The sequence below is a fragment of the Metabacillus sp. GQ13 genome (genome assembly GCF_059758525.1).
This window is the reverse complement of record NZ_JCAXET010000003.1, coordinates 98,219-119,070: the sequence shown is the minus strand read 5'-3', so window position 1 is coordinate 119,070 and position 20,852 is coordinate 98,219. Positions and strand designations below refer to the sequence as shown.

The 20,852-nt window shown below is 35.8% G+C and carries 20 protein-coding genes and 1 pseudogene; 15 read left to right on the top strand and 6 right to left on the bottom strand.

Going from position 1 to position 20,852, the window contains the following annotated elements; translation table 11 throughout:
- The first annotated feature begins 110 nt into the window (after positions 1–110).
- Complete coding sequence (locus tag AC6CHR_RS04495; RefSeq protein ID WP_498247316.1) at positions 111–830, top strand: YebC/PmpR family DNA-binding transcriptional regulator; 720 nt, start codon at positions 111–113, stop codon at positions 828–830.
- A 190-nt stretch (positions 831–1,020) separates the two neighbouring features.
- Here AC6CHR_RS04495 and AC6CHR_RS04490 read toward each other — a convergent pair whose 3' ends face one another.
- Positions 1,021–1,563 (bottom strand): transcription repressor NadR, encoded by a 543-nt coding sequence (locus tag AC6CHR_RS04490; RefSeq protein ID WP_498247315.1) that lies wholly within the window; start codon positions 1,561–1,563, stop codon positions 1,021–1,023.
- A 34-nt stretch (positions 1,564–1,597) separates the two neighbouring features.
- Positions 1,598–2,743: an IscS subfamily cysteine desulfurase gene (locus AC6CHR_RS04485; protein ID WP_498247314.1), complete on the bottom strand. Its 1,146-nt coding sequence runs from the start codon at positions 2,741–2,743 to the stop codon at positions 1,598–1,600.
- A 114-nt stretch (positions 2,744–2,857) separates the two neighbouring features.
- On the opposite strand from AC6CHR_RS04485, the gene nadB reads away from it, so the two are divergent.
- The 6 genes and pseudogenes from nadB (at position 2,858) to AC6CHR_RS04455 (ending at position 10,353) form a co-directional block, all read left to right on the top strand.
- Complete coding sequence (gene nadB / locus AC6CHR_RS04480) at positions 2,858–4,420, top strand: L-aspartate oxidase (RefSeq protein ID WP_498247313.1); 1,563 nt, start codon at positions 2,858–2,860, stop codon at positions 4,418–4,420.
- A 3-nt stretch (positions 4,421–4,423) separates the two neighbouring features.
- Positions 4,424–5,254 (top strand): carboxylating nicotinate-nucleotide diphosphorylase, encoded by an 831-nt coding sequence (gene nadC / locus AC6CHR_RS04475; RefSeq protein WP_498247312.1) that lies wholly within the window; start codon positions 4,424–4,426, stop codon positions 5,252–5,254.
- Positions 5,255–5,266: 12 nt separating this feature from the next.
- Positions 5,267–6,376 (top strand): quinolinate synthase NadA, encoded by a 1,110-nt coding sequence (gene nadA, locus AC6CHR_RS04470; RefSeq protein WP_498247311.1) that lies wholly within the window; start codon positions 5,267–5,269, stop codon positions 6,374–6,376.
- 885 nt (positions 6,377–7,261) lie between these two features.
- Positions 7,262–7,412 (top strand): annotated as a pseudogene (safA, locus tag AC6CHR_RS04465) (SafA/ExsA family spore coat assembly protein); the annotation flags it as partial.
- A gap of 1,531 nt (positions 7,413–8,943) precedes the next feature.
- The gene (locus AC6CHR_RS04460) at positions 8,944–9,795 is read left to right on the top strand and encodes a YhcN/YlaJ family sporulation lipoprotein (RefSeq protein ID WP_498247310.1); all 852 of its coding nucleotides are present in this window, start codon (positions 8,944–8,946) and stop codon (positions 9,793–9,795) included.
- Positions 9,796–10,167: 372 nt separating this feature from the next.
- Positions 10,168–10,353, top strand: a complete 186-nt coding sequence (locus AC6CHR_RS04455; protein WP_498247309.1) for a DUF8096 family protein — start codon at positions 10,168–10,170, stop codon at positions 10,351–10,353.
- A 67-nt stretch (positions 10,354–10,420) separates the two neighbouring features.
- Here the strand turns inward: AC6CHR_RS04455 and AC6CHR_RS04450 are convergent, their stop codons facing one another.
- A complete protein-coding gene (locus AC6CHR_RS04450; RefSeq protein WP_498247308.1) occupies positions 10,421–10,606 on the bottom strand; it encodes a hypothetical protein in 186 nt (61 codons plus the stop codon).
- Positions 10,607–10,866: 260 nt separating this feature from the next.
- The gene (locus AC6CHR_RS04445) at positions 10,867–11,067 is read right to left on the bottom strand and encodes a cold-shock protein (RefSeq protein ID WP_498247306.1); all 201 of its coding nucleotides are present in this window, start codon (positions 11,065–11,067) and stop codon (positions 10,867–10,869) included.
- A gap of 402 nt (positions 11,068–11,469) precedes the next feature.
- On the opposite strand from AC6CHR_RS04445, the gene AC6CHR_RS04440 reads away from it, so the two are divergent.
- From AC6CHR_RS04440 to yajC, 7 genes are all read left to right on the top strand, one after another.
- Positions 11,470–12,003, top strand: coding sequence for a BofC C-terminal domain-containing protein (locus AC6CHR_RS04440; protein WP_498247305.1), 534 nt, complete (start codon positions 11,470–11,472; stop codon positions 12,001–12,003).
- 309 nt (positions 12,004–12,312) lie between these two features.
- Positions 12,313–12,921, top strand: a complete 609-nt coding sequence (gene ruvA, locus AC6CHR_RS04435; RefSeq protein ID WP_498247304.1) for a Holliday junction branch migration protein RuvA — start codon at positions 12,313–12,315, stop codon at positions 12,919–12,921.
- A 10-nt stretch (positions 12,922–12,931) separates the two neighbouring features.
- On the top strand, positions 12,932–13,936 hold the full coding sequence (gene ruvB, locus AC6CHR_RS04430; protein WP_498247303.1) for a Holliday junction branch migration DNA helicase RuvB: 1,005 nt from the start codon (positions 12,932–12,934) through the stop codon (positions 13,934–13,936).
- Positions 13,929–14,129 carry a DUF2905 domain-containing protein gene (locus AC6CHR_RS04425; RefSeq protein WP_498247302.1) on the top strand — a complete coding sequence of 67 codons (201 nt, stop codon included), beginning with the start codon at positions 13,929–13,931 and terminating at the stop codon, positions 14,127–14,129. Before ruvB ends, AC6CHR_RS04425 begins: the two co-directional genes overlap by 8 nt.
- Positions 14,130–14,158: 29 nt before the next feature.
- Positions 14,159–15,187 carry a tRNA preQ1(34) S-adenosylmethionine ribosyltransferase-isomerase QueA gene (gene queA, locus AC6CHR_RS04420; protein ID WP_498247301.1) on the top strand — a complete coding sequence of 343 codons (1,029 nt, stop codon included), beginning with the start codon at positions 14,159–14,161 and terminating at the stop codon, positions 15,185–15,187.
- Positions 15,188–15,261: 74 nt separating this feature from the next.
- Complete coding sequence (gene tgt, locus AC6CHR_RS04415; RefSeq protein ID WP_498247300.1) at positions 15,262–16,407, top strand: tRNA guanosine(34) transglycosylase Tgt; 1,146 nt, start codon at positions 15,262–15,264, stop codon at positions 16,405–16,407.
- Between the two features lie 129 nt (positions 16,408–16,536).
- Positions 16,537–16,797, top strand: a complete 261-nt coding sequence (gene yajC, locus AC6CHR_RS04410; RefSeq protein ID WP_498247299.1) for a preprotein translocase subunit YajC — start codon at positions 16,537–16,539, stop codon at positions 16,795–16,797.
- 48 nt (positions 16,798–16,845) lie between these two features.
- Here yajC and AC6CHR_RS04405 read toward each other — a convergent pair whose 3' ends face one another.
- Entirely contained in the window at positions 16,846–17,232 is a 387-nt protein-coding gene (locus AC6CHR_RS04405; protein WP_498247298.1) for a TIGR04086 family membrane protein, read from the bottom strand.
- Positions 17,233–17,548: 316 nt separating this feature from the next.
- On the opposite strand from AC6CHR_RS04405, the gene AC6CHR_RS04400 reads away from it, so the two are divergent.
- Positions 17,549–18,841: an ArsB/NhaD family transporter gene (locus tag AC6CHR_RS04400; RefSeq protein ID WP_498247297.1), complete on the top strand. Its 1,293-nt coding sequence runs from the start codon at positions 17,549–17,551 to the stop codon at positions 18,839–18,841.
- Between the two features lie 253 nt (positions 18,842–19,094).
- Here the strand turns inward: AC6CHR_RS04400 and spoVB are convergent, their stop codons facing one another.
- On the bottom strand, positions 19,095–20,666 hold the full coding sequence (spoVB, locus tag AC6CHR_RS04395) for a stage V sporulation protein B (protein WP_498247296.1): 1,572 nt from the start codon (positions 20,664–20,666) through the stop codon (positions 19,095–19,097).
- Between the last annotated feature and the right edge of the window lie 186 nt (positions 20,667–20,852).

The window sequence follows — 20,852 nt, the reverse complement described above, 5'->3', positions numbered from 1 at the left end:
GAGTGAGAAAGCATGTCTCTTAGAAGTAAATGCTTTAGGTTGGTTGTTAACTAAACCTGCTCTCAATAAGATTGAATTAGAAGATTCAACGTGGAAAGAGAGTGTTCATAATGGGTCGTAAATGGAATAATATTAAAGAAAAAAAAGCGTCGAAGGATGCAAATACAAGTCGTATTTATGCAAAGTTTGGTCGTGAAATTTATGTTGCAGCCAAACAGGGAGAGCCTGATCCAGAAGCGAATCAGGCATTAAAGATTGTCTTAGAACGAGCTAAAACCTATAGTGTTCCTAAAGCAATTATTGACCGTGCAATTGAAAAAGCAAAGGGTGGTTCCGAAGAAAGCTATGACGAACTTCGTTATGAAGGTTTCGGACCAAATGGTTCTATGGTTATCGTTGATGCATTAACGAATAATGTGAATCGTACGGCATCCGATGTTCGTGCAGCCTTTGGTAAAAATGGCGGGAATATGGGGGTAAGTGGATCTGTCACCTATATGTTTGATAAGACAGCAGTGATTGGACTTGAAGGTAAAACAGCAGATGAAGTTCTTGAACTTTTAATGGAAGCAGACATAGAAGTACGTGATATATTGGAAGAAGATGAAGTAGTAATTGTTTATGCAGAGCCTGACCAATTTCATGTGGTTCAAGAGGCATTTAAAAATGTAGGTATAACTGATTTTACTGTTGCAGAATTAACAATGCTAGCACAAAATGACGTTACACTTCCAGAAGATGATCATGTACAATTTGAAAAAATGATTGATGCAATAGAAGATTTAGAGGATGTTCAACAGGTATACCATAATGTTGACCTTGGCGAATAATGAACCAAGGTTATCAATCAGGGTCAGCCACTTTTTGATTCCATTTACGGACTTTAAAGGGCTGGCCCCGAACTTTTTTAAAAGCAGTCTTTACTCATATGATAAAGTGTTGATACATCATTAGATGTCGACTGTTTAGTATTTTAAAATAATGATAATTAGATATGAATTTGAATAATTTTTTAAGTATTTAGTCTCTAACTAGGAATCCTTTTTTATTAAGCTCTTCACAAGCACGATCTAGTTTTTCGACGTTGTCTGCTTGAAGGGTATGTAAATGTAATCCACCTGTAAGCTGTGACAAATAGGCTGCTTGATTATTTTCTATTTTCGTAATAAATTCATTTACGTCATTTCGATTCCCCACCATGATGGAAGCTGTAAGATCTCCGTATACTTGATGTTCAATAATAACATCTTTTACAAAAACACCATGATCAACAAGAATTGATAATTCCTCTCTCGTTTGCGACGGAGCATGTTTACATGCAATAATTCGCTCAACATGATTCCCTTGATCATGTTGGTTGTTCAAAAACAAATACCCTTGACTTGTAGCGATAATTGGATGGTTTTTCGCTTTGAGAAGAGAAATATCTTGAACGATGACTTGTCTACTAACATTTGTTTTGTTCGCTAGTTCTCCGCCTGTAATGGGCATGTCTGCATTTGAAAGTAACTCTAGTAAGAGGTTTCTTCGTTCTTTCCCTAATATTTTATCTGAAGTCATCATCACCACTCCTATCTATACTGCAATCATTTGGACCTTATTTCTTAAAATCATCTATAGCTTTAATAAGAATTTGTGTAAAGGATTTAATATCTTCAGGTGTTGTATGAATCCCTAATGATATTCTAATATATTGCTTTGCTCTTTGCTCGTCAAGCCCAAGTGCAAGTAAAGAACGGGAAGGTGCTTGCATGCCTACTTGGCAGGCGCTTCCTGTTGAAATGGCAAAACCGAATCGATTGCACTCTAGCATCATATATTGACCTTCAATTCCATTTAACAGCAAAGGTAGAATATTAGGAAGAGTAGGATCAAATTTTTCATTTAATAGCGTTATTGTATCCTTATAAGGTTGGAGTAAGTCAATGAATAAGTCTCTTAGCGCACGTATTTTTTCATTATTTTCCTTCATTTTCATTGAGATATCGCTTGCAGCAGTTGCAAATGCTGCAATTGCCGGTACATCAACTGTCCCTGGGCGAAATCCTGATTCATGAGTTGTTCCTTCAATAACTGGTTTCCAATATACAGAAGGGTTAATATAAGCTGCACCAATACCTTTGGGCCCATATATTTTATGACTCGATATTGAAATAGAGTCAATTTGTATTTCTTCTACATTTATTGGTAGTTTTCCAAAGGTTTGAACACAATCACAATGGAATAAAACCCCTTGTTCTCTTAAAAATGGACCAATATCTTCAATTAGCTGGACAGATCCAATTTCAGAATTACCATGTTGGATCGAAACTAAGGCAGTGTCAGAACGAAGTGCCTCTTTTATTTTACTTAGCGAAACATGACCCTGATGATCAGGTTTTAAATAACTAATTTCATATCCTTCTTTAGATAGCTTTTGAAAAAATGTATAGAGTGAAGAGTGCTCAAATTGCGTTGTAATAATATGTTTCTTAAATAGATCTATCCCATTTAAAAGTGACTGAATAGCTAGGATATTTGCTTCACTTCCACCACTAGTAAAGTATAGTCCCTTTTCATGTCCACCAATCATCTCTGTAATTAGCTTTCTTGAAGCCTGTAATGTTCGATGGGCCAGTCCGCCAACATCATGGAGACTACTACTATTTCCATATGCGTTTTTCGCGGCTTTCATATAAATTGATAGTGCATGATCACTGATTGGTGTTGTTGCTGCGTAATCTAAATAGATCAATTCGTTCACTCCTAGTTATTTCGTAGTCTTTTAAATTGACAATAAAAAACTCTTGTCATTATTTTAATTATATGTAAATATAGGTGTCAAGACAGGTGTAAATTTACAGGAGGGATATTTGTTATGCCTCAAACAGATGTCATAATAATCGGAAGTGGAATTGCAGCCCTTTCAGCTGCCTATCATTTACGTCATAAACAGGTCATAATTGTTACAAAATCTTTGTGGTTTAAGAGTAATTCGATGTTAGCCCAAGGAGGAATCGCTGCTTCAGTTCATAAGTCGGATTCTTGGAAAAGTCATTATCATGATACATTAGTTGCTGGTTGTCACCATAACCATCCAGATAATGTGGAGCACCTCGTTCAAGAGGGTCCAAATGAAATCTTTGAATGGTGTAAAAGGGGTATGACCTTTGACTGTGACAATCAAGGGGAATTTCTTTTAGGTAAAGAAGGAGCACATAGTAACCACCGTATCATCCATGCAGGTGGAGATGCAACTGGGAGAGAAGTAACAAAGTTTATTTTTCAAGCCATAAAGTCTTCCGTTAAAATAGTCGAAAATGAAATGGCGACAGAGTTAATTGTTAGAGACGGAGTTTGCCACGGTGTTTATACAAAGAATGATAAAGGACAGATCCAACAATATATAGCAAGCAAAACAATTATCGCCAGTGGAGGTTGTGGGGCAGTCTATGGCCATACTTCAAACGCGGATGTTATAACAGGCGATGGCATTGCAATGGCTTACAGAGCAGGTGCCGAAATTGCGGATATGGAATTCATTCAATTTCATCCAACAATGCTACAAATAGACGGCAAGTGTGTTGGGCTAATTTCAGAAGCAGTTAGAGGTGAAGGAGCAACATTAGAAAATCAAAATGGTGTTGCCTTTATGAATGATCTCCATCCACAAGGTGATTTAGCACCGCGAGATGTTGTCAGTCGAGCTATTTTTTATGAGATGAAAAAGGGAAATAAGGTGTTTCTTAATATATCACAGCTCTTGAACTTCTCTTCTAGATTTCCGACTATTTCAGCCTTATGTAAACAGCATGGGATTGATTTAGCTAAAGGGAGAATTCCGGTAGCGCCTGGAATGCATTTCCTAATGGGTGGAATTCAAACCAACGATATAGGAGAGACATCAATTGCCAACTTAATTGCTGTTGGAGAAGCAGCGTGTACAGGTGTTCATGGTGCGAACCGACTAGCTAGTAATTCTTTATTAGAGGGGTTAGTATTTGGAAAAAGATTAGCAACACATCTTTTAACAAAAACGTCTTTTGATCACAGTAATTTTCCAGTCGTTAAACCACCGAATGTAAGCATTCATGTAAGGCACCTAACTCAAACGTGGCCAACAAAAAAACAAATACAAGAAATAATGACAAATTATGTTGGAATTCAACGAACGTATGATGAATTGACATATGCAGTTGAATGGTTTGAGCGGTATTTAGAACAGAGTTCTTTTTGGGATATGAATGTGAATAATTTCACAGTTAATCAAGTAGAAATAATAAATATGGTGACAATAGGTTGGATTATTTCCTCTTCTGCCTTAAGAAGAACGGAAAGCAGAGGAGGACATTTCCGCCTTGATTATCCAAATCTTAATGATAAAGAGTGGAAACAAAAGCAAGTCATTCGGACGAAAGACGAGATACATGTGGGAGTGTAGAGAATGAATGAAATGAAACTAAAAAAGAAGTTAGAAGAATTTTTTTTAGAGGACCTAGGGGAATTAGATATTTCTAGTCAATCAATTTTTGGTAAGGATGCTCGTGGAATAGCAATTATGAGTGCGAAGGAAGATGGAATCCTAGCAGGAGTAGACGTAATTGCGGCCGGATATTCTCTATTTAATCAGGAGTTAAATGTGTTATTAAATAAACAAGACGGAGATCTTCTTAAAAAGGGAGATGTCATAGCGGAAATTGAAGGTCCTGTGTCCACGATACTCAGTGGAGAGCGGGTTATCTTAAATTTACTACAAAGAATGTGCGGTATTGCTACATTGACTAATAAGGCAGTAACAATTCTTGATTCGAAGCATACGAGAATTTGTGATACAAGAAAAACGTCACCTGGATTACGAATGTTTGAAAAATATGCAGTTCGTTGTGGTGGGGGATTCAATCATCGTTTTGGTTTATACGATGGAGTCATGATAAAGGATAATCATATTGCATTTGCTGGCTCAATATTGAATGCAGTAAATGAGGTAAAAGCGAAGACTGGCCATATGGTGAAAATAGAGGTAGAAATTGAAACAGAGAAGCAATTGTTAGAAGCAATTGAAGCTGGTGCAGATGTGATTATGTTTGATAACAGAACAGCTGAAGAGGTAACTAAATTTACTGAAATAACACCAAGTCATATCGTTACAGAGGCCTCTGGTGGAATTAATCTTCAAAATTTAGCAGATTACAAAAATACAAATGTCAATTATATCTCGCTGGGGATGTTAACACATTCATATAAATCATTAGATATAAGTTTAAATGTAAAATAGGGGGATTTAAATATGGATATATTAGATATTCTTGAACATGAGAAGAAGGAGTTAATGCCAGAATCCTACAAAACACGTTCTATCGAAGAAATGGAGCAGCGGGTTAGAGAAATCAAAGCGAAATTTGGCTCAAAGTTATATATTCCCGGGCATCACTATCAAAAGGATGAAGTTGTCCAATTCTCAGATGTAGCTGGTGATTCTCTCCAATTAGCTCAAGCAGCAGCAGAGAATAACGAAGCAGAATATATTGTTTTTTGTGGTGTTCATTTCATGGCTGAAACAGCAGACATGCTAACATCTGAACAGCAAAAAGTCTTACTACCTGATATGAGGGCGGGGTGTTCAATGGCTGATATGGCCGATATTGATCAAACAGACCGTGCTTGGGAAAAGCTCCAGAAATTATTCGGCGATACGATACTACCACTCACATATGTAAATTCAACAGCTGCTATTAAAGCGTTCGTAGGAAAAAATGGTGGGGCTACTGTAACGTCCTCTAACGCGAAAAAAATGTTAAATTGGGCATTTTCTCAAAAGGAGAGAATCTTATTTTTACCTGATCAGCACTTAGGGAGAAATACAGCATTTGACCTTGGGATCCCATTGGATAAAATGGCGATATGGAACCCTATTACAAATGAATTGGAGCATAATGGAAATGTTGATGAAATTATCGTCATTCTGTGGAAAGGTCATTGCTCTGTTCATGAAAATTTCACCGTTAAAAATATAGAAGACCTGAGAAAAACAGAACCTGATATGAAGATAATTGTTCATCCTGAATGCAGCAGAGAGGTTGTTAGCTTATCGGACTACGCAGGGTCTACAAAGTATATTATAGATAAAATTAATGCAGCAGGGCCAGGTACGAAATGGGCAATTGGAACAGAAATGAATCTTGTTAATCGACTTATTCAGCAAAATCAGGATAAGCAAATCGTTTCTTTAAATCCTTATATGTGTCCGTGTTTAACAATGAATCGTATAGACTTACCCCATCTTTTATGGACATTAGAAGGCTTAGAAAAAGGAGAAATAACGAATCAAATCATTGTTCCAGAACACATAACAGAGGAAGCAGTATTAGCACTAAATCGTATGTTGTTACATGTATAAAAACATTGATTAGATCGTTTTTTCATATCTAGGTATTTTCTAATTATTGACTGAACTGACAAAAATATTGTCAGTTTTTTTGTTTTTATAGGCTCTTTTCTAAAAGTTTGTTGCTCTAGTACGAATAAAAAATCGGCTTTTAGATTTTTATGATATAAATTGAAGCTATCTCCAGAGGGATATTAGAGTAATTTAGCGAAAAGAGCACGAAGATATAGTTAAAACGTGTAATTAGTACTTTGTACGGATAACAACAAACTTTGCGAAAGCAGCCTTTTTATAAAAGGCAGTCTCCACAAAGTTTGTTTCTTTTTGTACACGGTATGACAGTCCGTTTAAAGAATATCGAAGTGTTCTTTTCTAAGAAGATTTTATCCAGCTATCTATTAGATATAGCTTCTCATTCACCATTGAAAATTTTAAAAGCTTATTTATATAGGTGAAACCGGAGTGCTGATTTGTCCTAGGTACTAGATCAACTTTTGAAAATAACCTAAATAAATGAATTTTTAATCAATTTAAGTCATATAGATTAATAGGGCTGTTTCCGGATATTGGTGGCTGGATACCTTTCTTAATTTAATCCAAGTGTAGGCACAGCAAAGAAATTTCAAGATGATAACCTAGCAAAGTAGTTGAAAATTTGTCTTAATACAAATTTCAAAACTATAGGTTTATCCAATAATATAAACAAGTTTTAATCATAATTGTGATCTATTCATCATAAATTGTGATGAAGAATAGTGAAATTATGCTCATATGTTTATTACATGGAAAACATAATCACTTCAAGCATAAACATTGGTGAATTGATTATGAAATGCTGTCACATCATCGACTATTGGGTTTGATGATAGATTTTTTTTATGCTTAGGAGGGAAAGCATTGAAAATTCATATTGTACAAAAGGGCGATACTCTTTGGAAAATCGCAAAAAAATATGGAGTTGATTTCGAAGAGTTGAAAAGTATGAATAACCAATTAAGTAATCCAGATTTAATCATGCCAGGAATGAAAATTAAAGTACCTTCTGGAAATATTGCCGTTAAAAAGGAAGCACCCATGACAATGCCTAATCAAAAGAAAGAAATGCCTAAGATGGAACATCCATATGCCAAAGAAAAGCCAAAAGTAGTTATGGATGTGGAGGACATGGAGGAAAATGAACCAATTACTGAAAAACCATCAAAACCTTATATACCGCCTGTACCTAATGTGCAACATCCGGTATATACAGGGGTGGATATGAATAATTATTATACGGTGAATATGGCAATGATGCCGCAAATGCCAAATCCACAAATGCCACCGAAACCAGAAAATGTTTTACCTAATCTAACTGAGAAAGAAAGTGGTGATAAAAAGATTACTAAGGAGGAGTCATATTACTTATCACCAGAACAACAAGAGGAGGATTCAATTGATATGGCAAATATGCCGAATGTACCAAATATGCCTATAATGCCAAATATGCAGCAAATGCCAAATATGCAAATGCCTGCATATCAAGCGCCAGTTATGAATTACCCACATTATGTAGCACCACATTGCATGGTACCTGTATCACCAATATTACCTGGAAGTGGTCTTTGTCCACCAGGTCCTTATCAACCGATGCATATGCCATACGGTTATGGTCCAGTCATGCCAAATCAATCATACCCAACGGCGGTGAGCCCTGAATTTGATGAAGAACAAGATGAGAATACGGCCTATGCACCAAACATGAATCATCCACATGCTGCACCAGCACAATATGGTACTGGTCTACCTGTAAATCCACATGCGGGCGTGCCTGTAACTCCTGTATTACCGGGATATGGATTTGATCCCAATCAAGTCTTAGGCGCATATGGTGAAGCGCAGGATGACGACGATGATTATGATTATGAAAATCAAGAACACATGCCAAATCAACCGTACCCGCAAGCCGTTGCACCTGCTTATGGAGCAAATAAGCATGATTGTGGTTGCGGAGGACAGAATACGAATCAGCATGGATATGGATATCCTATGCAACAACCTGGCTACGGATATCCTATGCAACAACACCAGGGATATGGTTACCAGATGCAACCACAGCCAGGTTACGGTTATCACATGCCACAACAACAACCAGGCTATGGATATCCTATGCAGCAGCAACCATTTGCAGGATATCCAGTTCAACAACAACCATATATGAATCCACAAGGTTATAACCCTAACCAGATGCAACCTGGTGGTCAGTTTGAAATGCCTAATTTTGATAGTAGAGATGAAGAAGATGATGATGATAATTAATTGATGTTTCAACTAAAAAACAGAGGTTTAAACCTCTGTTTTTTAGTGTTCTACTTTTTTTATTTTTAATGTACTTTTTTAAAGATAAGAGAATATGAATAATTCCGACTGATATTTGGTACCTTGCTCAAGAAGACATTGGAAAGCGATTTTTTTGAGAAAGTCCAAAATTTAAAGGTATTACCGATAACTAACAGTTTGGTGTCCTTCTGTATGGTACAAGCTAGGTAATGAGCGAATTTTAATTGCTCTTGCCAAAGAAATTTAACAGGGGGGTTTTTGTGTTGAATACTGGAAAAAAAGTTACTGCTTTTACAGCAATTGCGTTGTTAACAACTGGATTAACAGCTTGTAATGGTAATAATGAAGGTGCGTTAAACACAAGAGATAATAACACCGCACAACCAATCGGTTACCATACAAATGAGAATGGTAATATGGATAATGAAGGTCCTATAACTGAAATGATGGACGGGATGAATAACGAAGGAAATACGAATCAGAGAAATACAAATGCTAAAAACAACAGAACAGATAATAACAATCAAAGGAATATGGGTACAACAAATGTAGGAAATACGAATCAGAGACATACAGGTGCAACAAATGCTGGTAATAACAATCAGGGAAATGCCGGAAATACCAGCAATGGTATTGCAGAAAACGGTAATAACCTAGGGAATGGTGCTGGAGATAATCGCTATAGCCGTGAAGATGCAAATTATCATGGACACTTAAATCGAGTCGGATATAATAACAATGGTAATGGTAATGGTAATGGTAATGGTAATGATAATGGTGAGAAGTCTGATAAGATTAAAACCACTGTTGAAAAAATTGATAACGTTGATGAGGCAAATGTTTTGGTTACAGATGACAATATCATTGTCGCAGTCGATACTCAGGACAAGAATGATAAACAGGTAAAGGATCAAATAACAAGCAAACTTCGTAAAATGGCTGATGGAAGAAATATTCAAGTTGTTACCGATGAGGCGACATTGACTCGCGTTCGAAATATAAATAACAATATGGAAAACGGTAATGATCGTAAAACAATTGATACCGATATCAATAACTTGATGAATGATCTTGGGGATGCCATTCAACGACCATTTAATGGGAACCGTGACTAATTAAACAAGGGGATTTCCCCTTGTCTTTTTATTTTAGGCTCTTTTCTAAAAGTTTGTTGCTCTAGTACGTATAAAAATCGGCTTTTGGATTTTTATGATCTAAATTGAAGTGATCTCTAGAGGTATATCAGAGTCATTTAACGAAAAGAGCACGAAGATATGCTGAATTCGTAACGATTTACTTATTACGAAAAACAACAATCTTTGCGAAAATAGCCTTATTTTATTCGTTTTAAAATTGGATTTGGGATTTTATATGTGAAAATACTAAGTATGGAAGGCACTATATCCTTAATATGAAATAGTAGGCCTAATAAATATGTGATAAAATAGTAGAAGTAGAAATGAGGATCTAAGTAATAGGTGGTATATATGGAAGAAAATAAGAAGCGTGAAACAAAAGGGATCGATACTACATTAATATATGATTTTAAGGAATATCCGGATGAAATAAGTGGTCGCTGTGATAATTGTGGTAACACGTTATTTAAAAGTTCAGTGAAGGACTTCATTTTTCTGAGGGAATGCCGAGAATGTGGTATGAAAAAAAGTATATAATTAACAAAAAGTCACTCATTTTATATGGTTTTTTTGAAGATGGATGAGTGACTTTTATGCATTAATTCTACTTAGTAAATAAATATCTAACAGCTTTATAAATAAGGACTACTGAGAAGAGTAAAACTGTTAACACACCAACCACTGTTGTAAACGGTGCCAAAGAAGCTAAAAACGTACCAGCTAATGGAACTTCAATTAATGCAAAGCCTGCTAAGATAGCAGCTAGGAATAAAAAAATCCAACTACTCATAAAAAACCCCTCCTTTTACTAACAACATATGTCTACACAGAAGAGTGGATTAATGACTTAGCCTACTGGCATTAAAATATTGTTGTTATCTAGAGAAGAGAAAGAGGTTAATTGTTATATTATTGTTGAGGTGAATTCTCCCTTGTAGCCATACATTCTAACAACCTAATACACCTTATCCAACATAATTCAAAGTCTTATTAACTTGAGTAACAAAAAAAGGACTTCAACAGAAGTCCTTTTTTTGGCTAAATATAAAATTAAGCTTTGTTAACGTTAACTGCTTGAAGTCCACGTTGACCTTGTTCAGTTTCAAAAGTCACTTTTTGACCTTCATCTAAAGTTTTAAAGCCTTCGCCTTGGATAGCTGAGAAATGTACGAATACGTCGTCTCCACCTTCAACCTCGATGAAACCGAATCCTTTTTCTGCGTTAAACCATTTTACTGTACCTTCTTGCATGTATGTTGCCTCCCGTGTGGATTACCCACAATTTATTACTATCCTTGCTCAATTAGATATCAAAGGCGAAAAGTTTAATTACTTATTCTTTCCTTACAGACCGAACAAAAATAATTCTTCTTAATAATAACAGAGAATGGGCTTAATAGCAAATAGGTTATCCTACCTTTTTGTAAATTTCCTTTTGTTTTTAAAGGATTTATTATCAGTAAATAAAAGTTTCTAAAGTAAAGCTAAGTCTAGTGTTAAAAGTTCTTTTGGAGAATGTTATTTTGGTTAAAATTTCTTAAAATGGTCACAATAGTAACGAACAAAGGTTGGATTTAACCAACAATTTAAATAGCGTAAGGATCATGCACATGTTCAATTCTTTATATCATACTAACAACTGAGGTGAGATCGATGAAAAAAATTCATCCAAGTCGCATCCTTACCGTTTGCAGCTTGACAATAATGATTTTTAGCATTCTATTAGCAAATGGTAATCAAGCAAGTAGTATATCAGAGGAAAAAATAGTTAAAGGGCCACTAACTGTAAAAGTAGTTTTGCAGCAGATATATCTTGATGGGGAGTTAAGTGAAGAAGTGAAAAATGAAACAATCCTTTCGATGGAAGACTTCTGGGCTTCTTATGTTGGTTGGCAGTTAATAGACCAGAATGAACAGAGAATTATCTTTCAAAAAAAGGTAGAAGATATCTCTCCGCTGTTAAAGGCTAACGGCTACTTTGGGATTGGAGATGATGGTACATTATCAATCTTTAACGGAAAACCTGAGACAAATGAAGTCATTCAATCTTTTTTCCAAATTGATATTAAAAAGCTAGAGAGCAGAAAGCAAAGTGAATTACTACGAGGGATTAGAATTCACTCAAAGGATCAATATTTAGAAACATTAAAAACACTTGAATCTTTTTCAAAGTCAGAGAAAAAATAGAGGATGCTGATGCTAACTTTAAGGGTGAAAATCTTTTAAGTTAGCCTTTTTGTTTGGAATCATTCCGCTATTTATTGTTTTTATGATGTTTGTATTAGTGGTATTATAATAGTGGGAACGATTGTACGTATTGCACTCCAAGAGAAAATCCCCATTCTATTGAAGTTTGAAAAAGCGAGTCGCTTGTTTGTTTAAAGAAGCTCAATAGAGTTCATTCTGATTTTTTGAACTATTCTTACATGTAATATTCCTTCTGATTAGCAGCTTTTTTTGATACAATAGGGTACAGTCAAAAAGAGGTGAATTTCGGTGATTGAATTTATTAAAGGGTATGTTGATGATGTGACACCAGAGTTTATTGTCATTGATCATCATGGAATAGGTTATCAAATTCATACACCTAATCCATTTAGTTATGAAAAGAGCAGTCAGAAAGAGTTAATTATTTATACATATCAGCACGTGCGTGAAGATATATTAGCACTATATGGCTTTCAATCAAGGGAAGAAAAGGCTTTGTTTATGAAATTGCTAAATGTAACCGGTATTGGTCCAAAAGGAGCTTTAGCGATTTTGGCATCAGGAAATCCATCACAGGTCATTGAAGCGATCGAAAATGAAAATGATACCTTTCTAGTGAAATTCCCTGGTGTAGGAAAAAAGACAGCACGCCAAATTATATTGGATTTAAAAGGAAAGCTTGGTGATGTTGCTGCATTATATGCCCCCGACTTATTTACAAATGAACAAGCAATTGATAATCGTACAACCAATCTAGCCTTAAGTGAAGCAATTGAAGCTTTAAAAGTGCTAGGATATGCTGAACGAGAAATAAAGAAAGTTGTACCTTCTTTACAGGAGGAAAGTTTAACAACAGATCAATATATTAAAAAAGCGTTGCAAAAGCTTTTGAAGTAAGGTGATAAATATGGATGAACGCCTTGTATCAAGTGAAGCAGATTCACAAGAAACATTTATTGAGCATAATTTAAGACCGCAAACGTTAGTACAATATATTGGACAAGATAAAGTGAAAGAAAATTTAAAAGTGTTTATTGAAGCTGCGAAAATGCGTGGAGAAACACTAGATCATGTTCTTCTGTACGGTCCCCCAGGACTAGGGAAAACGACATTAGCTACAATTATTGCCAATGAAATGGGCGTAAATATCCGAACAACTTCTGGTCCTGCAATTGAAAGACCTGGTGATTTAGCAGCCATTTTAACTGCATTAGAGCCAGGAGATGTCTTATTCATTGATGAGATACATCGTTTGCATCGTACAATAGAAGAAGTTTTGTATCCGGCAATGGAGGACTTTTGCTTGGATATTGTCATTGGGAAGGGCTCTACAGCTAGATCTGTACGTTTAGAACTCCCACCTTTTACGCTTATTGGTGCTACAACAAGAGTTGGTTTATTAACAGCCCCACTTCGTGACCGCTTTGGTGTTTTAAGTAGACTTGAGTATTATAATGAAAACCAATTATCAACTATCATTGAACGAACAGCTGATATTTTAGAAGTTGGCATAGAGCTTGATGGGGCAATTGAGATAGCTAGAAGATCAAGAGGTACTCCGAGAATCGCAAATCGATTGTTAAGAAGAGTAAGGGATTTTGCACAAGTTAATGGGGAAGAAACGATATCAAACGAATTAACAGTTACCGCACTAGAAAAGCTACAGGTTGATAAATTAGGGCTGGATCATATTGATCACAAGCTATTACTAGGTATAATTGAAAAATTTCGCGGAGGACCGGTTGGAGTTGATACTATTTCGGCAACAATAGGGGAAGAGTCTCATACAATCGAAGATGTATATGAACCCTATTTGCTTCAGATTGGGTTTCTCCAACGAACTCCAAGGGGAAGAATAGTAACAGATCTTGTGTACAGTCATTTTAAGATGGAGGTTCCAAAACGTGACTGATTTTCCTAAGGTATTAATGATTATTGGTGGTTTACTTCTAATCGTTGGATTTTTTATGCAATTCATTGGGAAATTACCAGGTGATTTCATTTTTAAAAAGGGTAATACAACTATTTTTTTCCCGATTGTTACATGTATTGTTATTAGTATTGTACTTTCAATAGTACTTTCCTTATTTGGTCGATTTAAGTAGTTAGTGAATATAGAAATTAGGTGAATGGTATGAAAGTAGAATTATTTGATTTTCATCTTCCAGAAGAGCTGATAGCTCAAGTTCCATTAGAAGAAAGAGATGCCTCAAAATTAATGGTTCTTCATAAGGAAACTGGTGAAATAAAGCATGAGACATTTAAGTCAATTGTTGATTATTTTAACCCAGGTGATTGCCTAGTCTTAAATAATACTAGAGTGATGCCAGCAAGACTTTTTGGTGTGAAAGAAGATACCGGAGCTGGAATTGAGATTTTACTTTTAAAACAACAAGAGGCAGACGTATGGGAAACATTAGTTAAGCCTGCCAAGCGTGTTAAAGAAGGTACTGTCATTACATTTGGTTCCGGTGTACTAACAGCTACATGTGTAGGTACAAGTGATCATGGTGGTCGATTACTTAGATTTGACTATGAAGGAATCTTTTACGAAGTTCTTGATTCCCTTGGGGAAATGCCACTACCTCCATACATTAAGGAGCAACTAGATGACCGAGAAAGATATCAAACTGTTTTTTCAAGAGAAATTGGGTCTGCTGCAGCTCCAACTGCTGGACTTCATTTTACTGAAGAAATACTGGAAAAGCTAAAGGAAAAAGGCGTTCATATTGCATTTATTACTCTTCATGTTGGACTCGGTACATTCCGGCCTGTTAGTGCTGATACTGTAGAAGATCATGAAATGCATGCTGAGTTCTTTCAAGTCACAGAAGGAACGGCGAAATTGCTAAATGAGGTACGGAGCAATGGTGGACGAATTATATCAGTAGGGACAACTTCTACTAGAACACTTGAAACAATTGCCTCTATGCATGATGGCAAATTCGTATCAAAAAATGGATGGACCAATATTTTTATCTATCCAGGATATGAATTTAAAGGGATTGATGGAATGATTACAAATTTCCACTTGCCTAAATCTTCGTTAATTATGTTAGTAAGTGCTTTAGTGACTAGAGATTATGTAATGAATGCCTATAAAACGGCAGTTAAGGAAAAATATCGATTCTTCAGCTTTGGGGATGCTATGCTAATTATTTAGATTAACTTTGAGTGTTTTATAGAGTGACGAGCGTTGCGTAAAGCGCAAAGTCATTCTTTTAAGGAGGAAAAAAGGTGTCAACATCGCCAATACGTTATGAACTAATTAAAACATGTAAACAAACTGGAGCAAGACTTGGTATCGTCCATACACCACATGGAAGTTTTGAAACACCTGTTTTTATGCCTGTAGGGACACTTGCAACAGTAAAAACAATGTCTCCCGAAGAATTAAAAGAGATGGGAGCAGGGATTATTTTAAGCAACACGTATCATTTATGGCTTCGTCCTGGTAATGAGATTGTCAAAGAGGCTGGCGGTTTACACAAGTTTATGAACTGGGATCGTGCCATTTTAACAGATTCAGGCGGATTTCAAGTTTTTAGTTTAAGTGATATGCGTCGAATTGAGGAAGAAGGAGTGCACTTTCGTAATCATTTGAACGGTGATAAGCTTTTTCTTTCTCCAGAAAAGGCTATGCATATACAAAACGATTTAGGTTCAGATATTATGATGGCTTTCGATGAGTGTCCTCCATTTCCAGCCGAATATGATTATATGAAAAAATCTGTAGAACGTACAAGTCGTTGGGCAGAGCGATGCTTAGAAGCCCACAATAGACCAAATGATCAAGGTTTATTTGGCATTATACAGGGTGGGGAATATGAAGAGCTACGTAAGCAAAGTGCTAAAGATTTAGTTTCTCTAGATTTCCCGGGCTATGCTATTGGCGGTTTATCAGTAGGTGAACCAAAAGATGTTATGAATCGTGTGCTTGATTTTACTGCACCACTAATGCCAGCTAATAAACCACGTTATTTAATGGGGGTTGGTTCACCAGACTCATTAATTGATGGTGCCATTCGTGGAATTGATATGTTTGACTGTGTGTTACCAACACGTATTGCGCGGAATGGAACACTAATGACAAGTGAAGGCCGTTTGGTTGTAAAGAATGCAAAATTCGCAAAAGATTTCCGGCCACTTGATGAAAATTGCGACTGCTATACTTGCCGTAATTATTCACGAGCATATATAAGACACTTGTTAAAATGTGACGAAACATTCGGAATAAGATTAACTTCTTATCATAATCTATATTTTCTGGTAAACTTAATGGAACAAGTAAAAGATGCTATCCGTGAAGATCGCTTAGGCGACTTTCGTGAGGAATTCTTTGAACGATATGGTTTTAACAAACCAAATGCAAAGAACTTTTAATTAGGCTATTTTTCTAAAAGATTGTTGTTCATCATAAGCACAATACGTAAAGTCATTGCTTTTTACGAAAACAACAATCTTTGCGAAAACAGCCTTTAATGATGAATGCTTGAAAGGGGGGAAATAAAAATGGAAATCTTAGGAACAGTATTACCTTTAGTACTTATGTTTGCAATTTTTTACTTTTTGCTAATTCGTCCGCAACAAAAACAACAAAAAGCGGTTCGCGAAATGCAAAATAGTTTACAAAAAGGCGAAAAAATCGTAACGATTGGTGGACTTCATGGTATTCTAGACGCAATTGATGAAGACAAGATTGTTATTAAAGTTGGAGATGGAACTCGCTTGACATTTGATCGTAAATCAATTCGTGAAGTAGTAAAAGACTAATTATACTACATAGCATAAAAAAGCAGGGTTCAAAATGGACCCTGTTTTTTATTTGCTCGCTCTTGCTGAAGTTAGATTAACACCGAAAACGCCGCCGACCATTGCGACTAATAAAAAACCTGCATGGTACATTGTCTCTTCCATCGTAAATAATTGGCTATGGCCTAGAAATTTAAAGAGAAAAATAATTAGCGAGTAAAGAAGTGCAGTGATCCCACCAATTAACCACCCTTTTTCTTTCCCGTTTCCTCCCGCGACAAACCCACCTATAAACAATGCAAATACTGAAATACCTAATAATAGCCAAGTGATTGATGATTCGCTCAGACTAGTAAACTTTAAAAGCGAAGTAATTATTAAACTTGTGGCCAATGCTACAACAAAAATAGTGATTAAACCATAAAGAATCGCTTTTCCCCACTTTTTTGATTCCATTTAGTTTGCCCCCTTCCTTTTACAAGTTCAAGCTTGTTTCAGCTCGTCTTAGTAAAGAATATTCATAGATTTAAAAAATAGAATACAAATATTTTTAAGGACTTGCATCATATGATAGTAGAGAGAACTGGTTGATAATATTTTACAATCTCTAAATCTTAAACTTAAAACGTTTATCTGTATCATAGATAGTCTAAGGGATACATTTATGTTCAATAGTGTACACATAGAGTGATTTCACCTTATCGTACATACAGTTAAGGTCAGTTTACGAATGATTTCAAACACACGAAGCCAGTTTGGAAGGGGGAAAAGAATGCTTACTATTTTAACTGTTATTATATTTTTAATCACCTATGTGGTCATTATGACTGAGAAAATCGACCGTGCATTAGCAGCAGGACTTGGTGGAGTGGCTATGTTAATTGTAGGGATTTATAATGTCAATAAAGCGTTTGTTTCCTATATTGATTGGAATACTATTACCTTATTGTTTTCAATGATGGTTATTGTCATTGTAACGAGTCAGACTGGTGTGTTTGAGTATATAGCAGTTTTAATGGCAAAGACAGTTGGGGGAAGGCCTATCCCGTTATTAATTGTCATTTCCGTCCTTACTGGAATTGGTTCCGCTTTTTTAGCTAATGTGACAATGGTGTTGTTGCTTGTACCGATTATTCTTACGATTGTCAGAATGCTCGACATTCCAGCAATGCCTTATTTAATTTCAATTATAATTGCATCAAATATTGGTGGGACTGCTACACTTATCGGTGACCCTCCGAATATTATGATTGGTCAAGCTGTAGAGCATTTGTCGTTCAATGCGTTTCTTTTTCATCTTAGTCCAGTAGTTTTGATCATCTTTGCTGTTATTTTAGTCTATTTAATTATTCTTTATTGGTCAAAACTTCAAGTAAATCATATTGATCTTGAGAAGCTTTCTTCTGTAAATGCAAGAGAATATTTAAAATTAACTTCTGCATTGCCTAAATCTATTGGCGTTTTAATCCTTACAATAACCGGCTTCGTTTTAAATCCGATTCTTCATATCGATTTAACGAGCGTTTCGTTAGCAGGAGCATTGCTTATCCTTTTACTCACCCATGATGAATATAAGCCTGAAAGTGTTCTGAAACAAGTAGAATGGAGTACGTTATTTTTCTTTATTGGCTTGTTTATGTTAATTGGGGGGCTTGAAGAGGTGGGTATAATTGATGAATTGGCTAGGGGCTTAGTGTATTATACAGAAGGAGATTTACCTAAAACATCTATGTTGATCCTTTGGATGACGGGTATTATATCAGGATTTGTTGATAATATCCCATTTGTTGCAGCTATGATTCCGGTAATACTAGAGTTTGAGGATTATGGAATGACTAACCTTGATCCATTATGGTGGTCGTTAGCACTAGGAGCATGTCTAGGTGGTAATGGAACATTACTCGGAGCAAGTTCCAATTTAGTTGTAGCTGGTTTAGCAGCAAAGGAAAAAGAAAATATTCGGTTTATTGAATTTATAAAAGTTGGATTTCCAATAGTTATCATCTCGCTAACAATATCGTCTATCTATATTTATTTACGCTATTTAGTAAACTTTTCTAATTAGTTTTACACAGATAACTATTTCGATGAATGACTAGTAAAGCCTTTCTAATTACCTGTATTCAGTTCGTTTGATCAAGAAAAGAAATGATAATAGAGGATGACTCAACTAAGTTCTGACCCCAAATTAAACACTAATATATAGATCCTAAATTCTTAGTAAGGACCTTTATATAGTGACCTGGGGGTCTGCCCATTGGTTTAGAGTCATCCTCTATTTTCTGTTATATAAGGTTATCTTTTTATAAATCTTCCACTCATTTAGTAGGAATAAATTTAACTAGATGTTTCCCAATATAAGGTATACGATTTACTTCATCCTTTTCAACTAATTTTAACAGAAAGAGTAATATACAATAAAGTAAGGATGTAATGAGAAGACTGAAAATTAATCGAATGGAAAGTGATTCATCTATTAAAACATTTTCATAACATAAATAGCCTGCTACCCCTGATGCGAGCATGGTTAAACCGCTTTTTAGATAATCTCTAATATGTATCGTAAATGGAACGACTTTTATCACGGTTGCAAAGTGTAACATGGTGACAAGCATAATACCAATCACGATGGCTAGTGCTGCACCCATAATTCCTAGGGAAGGTCTGGTTGCCAGGACGAATATTAATGCTGTTTTTACGGTTGATCCTATTAAACTATTAATCATAGCCGCCCTTGCTAAATCCAAGGCTTGTAACACAGCTTGTAACGGTCCTTGGAAATACTGGAAAATGAAGAATGGTGCCATTACTTGTACAAAAATCGCCGATTGAGTACTACCATACATAACGAGCATTAAGGGCTCAGCGAACACATATAAAACAACACATGATAAACCACCACTAACAATTGATAACCGAAGTGCTTGTTGGAGACGATGCTCAACTAGTTTTAATTTATTCTGTGCCATTGCCTCACTAATCGCAGGAACTAGTGCTGTGGATAGTGAAAATGTGATGAAAGAAGGTAACGATAACAGTGGGAGAGCGTACCCTGTAAGCCCACCGTATTGTTTTGTAGCAAGGGAAGTTGCAACTCCTGCAATGAGCAGACTATTTGCCACAACAATTGGCTCGAAAAACCAAGAGATTGATCCGATAAGGCGACTTCCGGTTGTTGGAAGTGCGATACCCATTAATTGACTAAACGTATCTTTTCCATTCTTCACAGATTTAAAGAATTTTCTACGGATTTTTATTTTCTTTTTCACCTTAAACATTGTTGCTAGGTAGATCAGTGAGATTAATTCCCCTACAACAGCTGAAATCATTGCACCTGCTGCTGCATATTCAATTCCGTATTGTAAAAAGGCACTAGTACAAATAGCAACAAGTGAAATGCGAACAATTTGTTCTAATACTTGTGATACCGCAGCAGGACTCATATTTTGTTTTCCCTGAAAATAACCGCGGATAACTGATGAGATCGCAACTATTGGAACTACAGGTGCAATAGCTAAAAGTGGCAACAATATTCGATTATCTGTAAATAAATTATTTGCTAAATAAGGTGCAGAAAGAATCATTGCTGGTGTGAATAGTAAACTTAATAATCCGGTTATCGACAGGGATACAACCATGATTTTTTTGACTTTTCGATGATCTCCTTTTGCTTCTGCCTCTGCAACTAACTTTGAAATCGCGACAGGTAAACCGAGCTGAGTGATGGTAATAACTAAAACAAGGGTTGGAACAGCCATCATATATAAGCCAACACCTTCTTCACCTATAAACCTAGCAATAACGATTCGATTAATAAAACCTAAGACACGAGTAATAAATCCTGCTAAAATTAAAATAAGCGTTCCTTTTAGAAACGTTTGCTTTGACATCTCTCTCCCTGCCTTCTCAAATAACGTGTTATCATATACAATTACTATATGCGAGTGTGTAGGCCAAGCATGACAAATTATATGTAGATTATCGTTAATACGGTTCTTAGGAATGGTAGGCTTGAAAGTATGGAGAAACAAATTCGTAAATACTCTAGGTATAATGATTAAATCGTGATCTATGAA